9 protein-coding genes are annotated in these 8550 nt (G+C 68.0%); 8 read left to right on the top strand and 1 reads right to left on the bottom strand.

Features of this window, described 5'->3' with window-relative positions:
* The 3 genes from ACFVH5_RS42635 to ACFVH5_RS42645 form a co-directional block, all read left to right on the top strand.
* Positions 1 to 461, top strand: a 461-nt coding sequence (locus ACFVH5_RS42635) for a cbb3-type cytochrome c oxidase subunit I (protein WP_385839060.1), incomplete at its 5' end; no start/stop codon positions are given.
* Positions 458 to 856: a cytochrome c oxidase subunit 4 gene (locus ACFVH5_RS42640; protein ID WP_328496823.1), complete on the top strand. Its 399-nt coding sequence runs from the start codon at positions 458 to 460 to the stop codon at positions 854 to 856. The genes ACFVH5_RS42635 and ACFVH5_RS42640, both read left to right, overlap by 4 nt.
* Positions 857 to 986: 130 nt before the next feature.
* Positions 987 to 2285 (top strand): Ig-like domain-containing protein, encoded by a 1299-nt coding sequence (locus tag ACFVH5_RS42645; protein ID WP_385839062.1) that lies wholly within the window; start codon positions 987 to 989, stop codon positions 2283 to 2285.
* A 99-nt stretch (positions 2286 to 2384) separates the two neighbouring features.
* Here the strand turns inward: ACFVH5_RS42645 and ACFVH5_RS42650 are convergent, their stop codons facing one another.
* Entirely contained in the window at positions 2385 to 2786 is a 402-nt protein-coding gene (locus ACFVH5_RS42650; protein WP_385839063.1) for a hypothetical protein, read from the bottom strand.
* Between the two features lie 187 nt (positions 2787 to 2973).
* Here ACFVH5_RS42650 and ACFVH5_RS42655 point away from each other — a divergent pair, with 187 nt between their 5' ends.
* The 5 genes from ACFVH5_RS42655 (at position 2974) to trpD (ending at position 8369) form a co-directional block, all read left to right on the top strand.
* Positions 2974 to 3594, top strand: a complete 621-nt coding sequence (locus ACFVH5_RS42655) for a heme-copper oxidase subunit III (protein WP_107017430.1) — start codon at positions 2974 to 2976, stop codon at positions 3592 to 3594.
* Positions 3595 to 3659: 65 nt separating this feature from the next.
* A complete protein-coding gene (locus ACFVH5_RS42660) occupies positions 3660 to 4469 on the top strand; it encodes a c-type cytochrome (RefSeq protein WP_107017431.1) in 810 nt (269 codons plus the stop codon).
* Positions 4466 to 5533, top strand: a complete 1068-nt coding sequence (locus ACFVH5_RS42665; RefSeq protein WP_385839064.1) for a Rieske 2Fe-2S domain-containing protein — start codon at positions 4466 to 4468, stop codon at positions 5531 to 5533. The genes ACFVH5_RS42660 and ACFVH5_RS42665 overlap by 4 nt, the downstream gene beginning before the upstream one ends.
* A complete protein-coding gene (locus tag ACFVH5_RS42670) occupies positions 5530 to 7188 on the top strand; it encodes a cytochrome bc complex cytochrome b subunit (protein ID WP_384816463.1) in 1659 nt (552 codons plus the stop codon). The genes ACFVH5_RS42665 and ACFVH5_RS42670 overlap by 4 nt, the downstream gene beginning before the upstream one ends.
* A 116-nt stretch (positions 7189 to 7304) precedes the next feature.
* On the top strand, positions 7305 to 8369 hold the full coding sequence (trpD, locus tag ACFVH5_RS42675) for an anthranilate phosphoribosyltransferase (RefSeq protein WP_385839065.1): 1065 nt from the start codon (positions 7305 to 7307) through the stop codon (positions 8367 to 8369).
* Positions 8370 to 8550: the final 181 nt, after the last annotated feature.

The raw sequence follows: 8550 nt of genomic DNA on the forward strand, positions 1-8550 counted from the left end.
CCGGCAAGATGCTCGACGAACGCCTCGGGAAGATCACCTTCTGGACGCTGTTCATCGGCTTCCACGGGACGTTCCTCGTCCAGCACTGGCTGGGCGCCGAGGGCATGCCGCGTCGGTACGCGGACTACCTCGCGGCCGACGGCTTCACCGCGCTGAACACGATCTCGACGATCAGCTCGTTCGTCCTGGGTCTGTCGATCCTGCCGTTCTTCTACAACGTCTGGAAGACGGCCAAGTACGGCAAGAAGATCGAGGTCGACGACCCGTGGGGTTACGGCCGCTCGCTGGAGTGGGCCACGTCCTGCCCGCCGCCGCGGCACAACTTCCTCACCCTGCCGCGGATCCGTTCCGAATCCCCGGCGTTCGATCTGCACCACCCCGAGATCGCCGCTCTCGACCAGCTCGAGAACGCCGGTCACGGTGAGAAGGCCCTCGCCGGCGGCAAGGAGGCGGGCAAGTGAAGGTCCAGGGCAAGATGTTCATCTGGCTCGCCGTCTTCATCCTCGTCATGGCGATCGTCTATGGCGTGTGGTCGAAGGAGCCGGCCGGCACCACGGCGCTCTTCCTGGGCTTCGGCCTGAGCGTCATGATCGGCTACTACCTGTGGTTCACGGCCCGGCGGGTCGACACGGGCGCACAGGACAACAAGGAGGCCGACGTCGCGGACGACGCCGGTGAGGTCGGTTTCTTCAGCCCGCACAGCTGGCAGCCGCTCTCGCTCGGTATCGGCGGCGCGCTCGCCTTCCTGGGCGTCGTCTTCGGCTGGTGGCTGCTCTTCTTCTCGGCCCCGATCATCATGATCGGCCTGTGGGGCTGGGTCTTCGAGTACTACCGCGGAGAGAACCAGAATCAGTAACACGCGCTGAGCGCACGGAAGCCCGGACACCCCGTCAGGAGGTCCGGGCTTCCCCCTTTTGCCACGCGTTCCGTCCCTCGCACGGCTCAATGGGCGAGCCGTGACGGACCGCGGTTCCTACGCTCGGGACATGAGCCACTCAGCTTCCTCCAGGAGCGCCGAAGCCGGCCCGGCGCGCCCGCGGAACCGCACCGCCGCCGGCTGCACGGCGCTGATGGTCGCCATAGGCGCGGGCGTCACCGCCTGCGGCTCCGGCGGCCATCCGCTCTCGGCCGAGCCGTACGACGCGGCCAAGGACCTCTCCTTCAGCGCCGCCGTGAGCGACGGGAAGAAGGCCGACCCGGACAAGCCCCTGGAGATCACCGCCAAGGACTCCGGCGGCCGGATCACCGACGTGACGGCCACGGACGCCGCAGGACGGTACGTGGCGGGCGAACTGACCGCCGACGGAGGCCGGTGGCACAGCACCTCGCCGCTGGCCGCAGGCGCCCACTACACGGTGCGGGTGAGCACCGAGGACGACGACGGCGCGCCCGGCCGCAAGGTCGTCGCCTTCGAGACCAGCGTCCCGAAGACCAAGAAGCGGCTCGACGTGACGTTCGGCCCCGACAAGGGCACGTACGGCGTGGGCCAGCCCGTCACCGCCGAACTCAGCGCCCCGGTCAAGGACAAGGCGGCGCGCGCGATCGTCGAGCGCGCCCTCAAGGTGCAGTCGCAGCCCGCGGTCGAGGGCGCCTGGCACTGGGTGGACGACAAGGAACTGCACTACCGCCCCAAGGAGTACTGGCCCGCCCACGCCACCGTGCGGGCCCACAGCAACCTCGCGGGCATCAAGGTGGCCGAGCGCCTCTGGGGCGGCGTCGCCAAGCCCCTGACGCTCACCACGGGCGACCGCCTGGAGGCCGTGACGGACGCCGCGGCGCACTCGATGACGGTCTACCGCAACGGTGAGGCGATCAACACGATCCCGGTCACCACCGGCAAGCCCGGCTTCGACACCCGCAACGGCGTCAAAGTGGTGCTGGGCAAGGAGTACTTCGTACGGATGCGCGGCACCAGCATCGGTATCGCCGAGGGCAGCTCGGACTCCTACGACCTGCCCGTCTACTACGCCACCAGGGTCACCTGGAGCGGCGAGTACGTGCACGCCGCGCCCTGGTCCGCCGGCTCCCAGGGGGCCGCCAACGTCAGCCACGGCTGCACCGGCATGAGCACGGCGAACGCCGAGTGGTTCTTCGAGACGGTCCGCGCCGGCGACATCGTCAAGGTCGTCAACTCGTACGGGGACATGATGGACCCGTTCGGCAACGGCTTCGGGGACTGGAACCTCACCTGGAAGAACTGGCGCAAGGGCAGCGCCCTGACCCCCAACACCCCGGAGGGCCCACCCCCCGAGTCCCGCCTGAGACTCACCCCGGAACCGGCGTAACCCCCTGAGGGCCCCCTGGGGCCCGAGAGGGGCGCGGGGAACTGCGCGACCAGCCACAGCGGACCCGCAGTCGCCCCACCACGCCATCCAGGACGGCGCCTACGCGCTCAAGGCGGCCCTGCTGCGGAGCAGCCCCGCCAGGGCAGCCGCAAACTCCACAGGCTCGACCGGCAAGGTCACCGCGGCCTCGGCCCGACTCCACGTGGCGAGCCAGGCGTCCTGCGGCCGTCCGATCAGCAACAGCACCGGAGGACAGTTGAAGATCTCGTCCTTGATCTGCCGGCAGATCCCCATCCCGCCCGCGGGAACGGCCTCACCGTCCAGCACGCACACGTCGATCCCGCCCCGGTCCAGTTCCTTGATCACCGCCGCGGGGGTGGCGCACTCGATGAACTCCACCTGGGGGACATCGGTCGCGGGCCTGCGCCCCGTGGCGAGCCGCACCTGTTCGCGGGTGTTGGAGTCGTCGCTGTAGACCAGCACCGTTGCGGTCGGCTGCATTCTTCCTCCGGGACGTCAGCGTCGTAGAGACAGAGTCGGACGGGTCCGATGCGCGGATGCTACTCCCTCGATCACGTCGTCAACACCGGTTCGGACAGGGCTTCGATGGGCCATATGGGCTGGACACACCCCACAGACACCCCGAACGGCACCCCCCGAGGTGAGGGCGGGATAAGCGACCGACATAATGTCGGTCGTGGCGACAGCAACGACAGTAGATACCGGGCACGCGCACCCGTCGGTCAATCGGCCGAACCTCACCAGCGTCGGAACCATCATCTGGCTGAGTTCCGAGCTGATGTTCTTCGCGGCCCTCTTCGCGATGTACTTCACCCTCCGATCGGTGACCGGTCCCGACCACTGGAAGGAAATGGCGTCCGCCCTGAACTTCCCGTTCTCGGCGACCAACACCACGATCCTGGTGCTCTCCTCTCTCACTTGCCAGCTCGGCGTGTTCGCGGCCGAACGTGGAGACGTGAAGAAGCTCCGGATGTGGTTCATCGTCACCTTCGTGATGGGTGCGATCTTCATCGGCGGCCAGGTGTACGAGTACACCGAGCTGGTCAAGCACGAGGGCCTCTCGCTCTCGTCCGACCCGTACGGCTCGGTGTTCTACCTGACCACCGGCTTCCACGGCCTGCACGTGACGGGTGGTCTCATCGCCTTCCTGCTGGTCCTCGGGCGCACCTACGCCGCCCGCAGGTTCACGCACGAGCAGGCGACCGCCGCCATCGTCGTGTCCTACTACTGGCACTTCGTCGATGTCGTCTGGATCGGCCTTTTCGCCACGATCTACATGATCAAGTAGCCGGGCCAGTTCCCGCGTACATTCCAGAAGCATCGACGCTGAAGATCCTGACACCGGGGTAATCCGTGAAAAAGCTCTCCGCACGACGACGCCATCCGTTGGCGGCGGTCGTCGTCCTACTCCTCGCGCTGGCGGCCACCGGGGGGCTGTACACCGCGTTCGCGCCCGCGGACAAGGCACAGGCCGATACATCCGCCCAGTCCCTCGCCATCGACGAGGGCAAGAAGCTCTACGCCGTCGGCTGCGCCAGCTGCCACGGCACCGGCGGTGAGGGCTCGACCGACGGTCCCAGCCTGGTCGGCGTGGGTGCCGCGGCCGTGGACTTCCAGGTCGGCACCGGCCGCATGCCCGCCCAGCAGCCGGGCGCGCAGGTTCCGAAGAAGAAGGTCATCTACTCGCAGGCGGAGATCGACCAGCTCGCGGCGTTCGTCGCCTCGCTGGGCGCCGGTCCGAACGTGCCGACCGAGGAGCAGTACAACCCCGAGGGCGCGGACATCGCCGAGGGCGGGGAGCTGTTCCGTACCAACTGCGCGCAGTGCCACAACTTCACCGGCAAGGGCGGCGCGTTGACGAACGGAAAGTTCGCCCCGACGCTGGAGGATGTCGACCCGAAGCACCTCTACGAGGCCATGCAGACCGGCCCGCAGAACATGCCGTCCTTCCCCGACACCACGCTGACGGAGAAGAACAAGAAGGACATCATCGCGTACCTCGACGCGGTCAACAGCGACGACTCGGAGAGCCCCGGTGGTCTGGAGCTGGGCGGCCTCGGGCCGGTCAGTGAAGGCCTCTTCGGCTGGATCTTCGGTCTCGGCGGTCTGATCGCCGTAGCCGTGTGGGTCGCCGCCCGGACCGCAAAGGCCAAGAAGTCATGAGTAGCCAAGACATTCCAGAAGAGAACCTGCCCGCAGAGCGGGCCGACGGTGAGCACACCCACGGCGACGTGAGCGTGCCGGACGAGAAGCATCCGTTCGCGGATCCCGGTCTGCCGCCGCACGAGCACCGCATCCAGGACATCGACGAGCGGGCCGCCAAGCGGTCCGAGCGCACGGTCGCCCTGCTGTTCACGCTCTCGATGCTGTCCACGGTCGGCTTCATCGCGTCCTTCGTGACGATCCCGGCCGACCGGATCGTCTACATCTTCCCGATCGGTCACATCAGCGGTCTGAACTTCGCCCTGGGCATGACGCTCGGCCTGGCGCTGTTCTGCATCGGCGCGGGCGCGGTCCACTGGGCCCGCACCCTGATGTCCGACGAGGAGATGGCCGACGAGCGCCACCCGATCGCGGCGGAGCCCGAGGTCAAGGCCAAGGTCCTGGCCGACTTCAAGCAGGGCGCCAAGGAATCCGCGCTCGGCCGCCGCAAGCTCATCCGCAACACGATGTTCGGCGCGCTGACCCTGTTCCCGCTGTCCGGCATCGTCCTGCTGCGCGACCTCGGTCCGCTGCCGGAGGACAAGCTGCGGCACACGCTGTGGTCCAAGGGCAAGCTGCTCGTCAACATGAACACGAACGAGCCGCTGCGTCCCTCCGACGTCGCCGTGGGTTCGCTCACCTTCGCCAAGCCCGAGGGCCTGGAGGAGGAGGACCACGAGTTCCAGACCGAGATCGCCAAGGCGGCCCTGATGATCGTCCGGCTCCAGCCGGAGAACATCAAGGACAAGCAGGAGCTTGAGTGGTCCCACGAGGGCATCGTGGCGTACTCGAAGATCTGCACCCACGTCGGTTGCCCGATCTCCCTGTACGAGCAGCAGACGCACCACGTCCTCTGCCCGTGCCACCAGTCCACCTTCGACCTCGCCGACGGTGCCCGAGTGATCTTCGGCCCGGCCGGTCACGCCCTGCCGCAGTTGCGTATCGGTGTGAACGACGAGGGCTACCTTGAGGCGCACGGCGACTTCGAAGAGCCCGTCGGTCCTTCATTCTGGGAGCGCGGATGAGCACTACGACCACCCCGAACCCCTCGGGCGCCGGTGCGCCGGGTCGTTCGCGAGAGAAGGCGCCGGCCGGCGAGAAGATCGCCGACTGGGCCGACGGCCGGCTGGGGATCTACTCCCTGGCCAAGGCCAACATGCGCAAGATCTTCCCGGACCACTGGTCCTTCATGCTGGGCGAGATCTGCCTCTACAGCTTCCTGATCATCATCCTCACGGGTGTGTATCTGACGCTGTTCTTCCACCCCTCGATGAACGAGATCGAGTACCACGGAAGCTACGTCCCGCTCCAGGGGCAGCTGATGTCGGAGGCGTTCGCCTCCACGCTGGACATCAGCTTCGACGTCCGCGGCGGTCTGCTCATCCGGCAGATCCACCACTGGGCGGCGCTCGTCTTCCTGGCCGCCATGTTCGTGCACATGATGCGCGTCTTCTTCACGGGTGCGTTCCGCAAGCCGCGTGAGGTCAACTGGCTGTTCGGCTTCCTGCTGTTCGTCCTGGGCATGTTCACCGGGTTCACCGGCTACTCGCTCCCGGACGACCTTCTCTCCGGAACCGGTGTCCGCTTCATGGAGGGCGCGGTCCTGGCCGTGCCGGTCGTCGGCACGTACCTGTCGTTCTTCCTCTTCGGCGGGGAGTTCCCCGGCGGCGACTTCGTGGCCCGCTTCTACTCGGTCCACATCCTGCTGCTGCCGGGCATCATGCTGGGTCTGGTGGTCGCCCACCTGATCCTGGTCTTCTACCACAAGCACACCCAGTTCGCGGGCCCCGGCAAGACGAACAACAACGTCGTGGGCATGCCGCTGCTGCCGGTCTACATGGCCAAGGCCGGAGGCTTCTTCTTCCTGGTCTTCGGTTTCATCGCCGTGCTGGCCGCGGTCGCGTCCATCAACCCGATCTGGGCCCTGGGACCGTACCGGCCGGACCAGGTGTCCACGGGCGCCCAGCCCGACTGGTACATGGGCTTCTCCGAGGGCCTGATCCGTGTCATGCCCGGCTGGGAGATCAACTTCTGGGGTCACACGCTCGCCCTGGGCGTGTTCATCCCGCTGATGATCTTCCCGCTGGTCCTGGTCGCGATCGCCGTGTACCCGTTCATCGAGGCGTGGGTCACCGGCGACCAGCGCGAGCACCACATCCTGGACCGTCCGCGCAACGCGCCGACACGTACGGGCTTCGGTGTCGCCTGGATCACCCTGTACATGGTGCTGCTGGTCGGTGGTGGCAACGACCTGTGGGCCACCCACTTCCACCTGTCGATCAACACCATCACCTGGTTCGTCCGGGTGGCGTTCTTCGTCGCCCCGGTGCTCGCGTTCATCGTCACCAAGCGGATCTGCCTCGGCCTCCAGCGCCGGGACAAGGACAAGGTGCTGCACGGCCGCGAGTCGGGCATCATCAAGCGCCTGCCGCACGGTGAGTTCGTCGAGGTGCACGAGCCGCTCAGCCAGGAGGCCATGCACACCCTCACGGCGCACGAGCAGTACCAGCCGGCCGAGATCGGCCCGACGGTCGACGAGAACGGTGTCGAGCGCAAGGTGAAGGGCCCGCAGAAGCTCCGCGCCAAGCTCAGCAACTCCTACTACGGCGAGGACGGCCAGATCCCCAAGCCGACCGCCGAGGAGTACAAGGAGATCACGAGCGGCCACGGCCACCACTGATCACTATCTGTTCGCCACGGCAGGAGCCCCGTCCATTGCATGGACGGGGCTCTTTGCCGTCCCGGGGGCTGGATAGGGTGGACCCACATCCACGAACACGAACCCAGGAGCGGCAGATGAGTGCTGTGACCCCCGCTGGAGGCGACTTCGCGGCGGGCCGTTCCTGGCCCGCCCTCCTGAACGGCCTGCTGGACGGGCGCGACCTGAGCGCCGACGACACGGCCTGGGCGATGGACCTGATCATGCGGGGCGAGGCGACCGACGCGCAGATCGCCGGGTTCGCGGTGGCCCTGCGGGCCAAGGGCGAGACCGTCGACGAGATCTCCGGCATGGTGCGCACGATGTACGCGCACGCCAATGTGATCGACGTGCCCGGCGACACCGTCGACATCGTCGGCACCGGCGGGGACGGGGCGAAGACCGTCAACATCTCGACGATGTCGGCCGTCGTCATCGCGGGTACGGGTGCCAAGGTCGTCAAGCACGGCAACCGCGCCGCGTCCTCCGCGTCCGGGGCCTCGGACGTCCTCGAAAAACTCGGCGTCAACCTGGAGCTGACTCCGCGGCGGGTGGCAGAGGTGGCCGAGGAGGCCGGGATCACCTTCTGCTTCGCGGTCAAGTTCCATCCGGCGCTGCGGCACGTCGCTGCGGCGCGTGGACAGCTGGGGATCCGGACGACCTTCAACTTCCTCGGTCCGCTGACCAATCCCGCCCGGGTGAAGGCACAGGCCGTCGGGGTCGCGCACGCGCCCATGGCGCCCATCGTGGCCGGGGTCCTCGCCGAGCGCGGCAACTCCTCGCTCGTCTTCCGCGGCGACGACGGGCTCGACGAACTGACCACCACGGCGACGTCCCGGGTGTGGATCGTCCGGGACGGCAAGGTGCGCGAGGAGGCGTTCGACCCGCGGGACGTGGGGATCGAGCTGGTGCCCGTGGAGGCGTTGCGGGGGGCTGACGCGTCGTACAACGCGGATGTCGCCCGGCGGCTGCTGGAGGGTGAGCGGGGGCCCGTGCGGGACGCCGTGCTGCTCAACTCGGCGGCGGCGCTGGTGGCGCTTGCGCCTGGCACGGGATCGCTCGCGGAGCAGATCCGCGGCGGGATGGCTCGCGCCGCGGAGGCGATCGACTCCGGCGCGGCGTTGCGGACGCTTGAACGGTGGGTGGCCGCCACGCGCGCGTAGCCGCTGGCGCGTGCGGTGCCGGTGGGCGCGTTGTCGTCTGCGGCTCCGGTGGGGGCTGGTCGCGCAGTTCCCCGCGCCCCTGAAAAGCGGGCTGCGCCCGGCTTTTCCCCCCGGCTCCATGCCCCCGGCTCTGGTGGGGGCGGGCCCTAACGATTGCGCAGTTCCCCGCGCCCCTAGGTAC

Source organism: Streptomyces sp. NPDC127119 (assembly GCF_042677425.1).
Classification (GTDB): domain Bacteria; phylum Actinomycetota; class Actinomycetes; order Streptomycetales; family Streptomycetaceae; genus Streptomyces.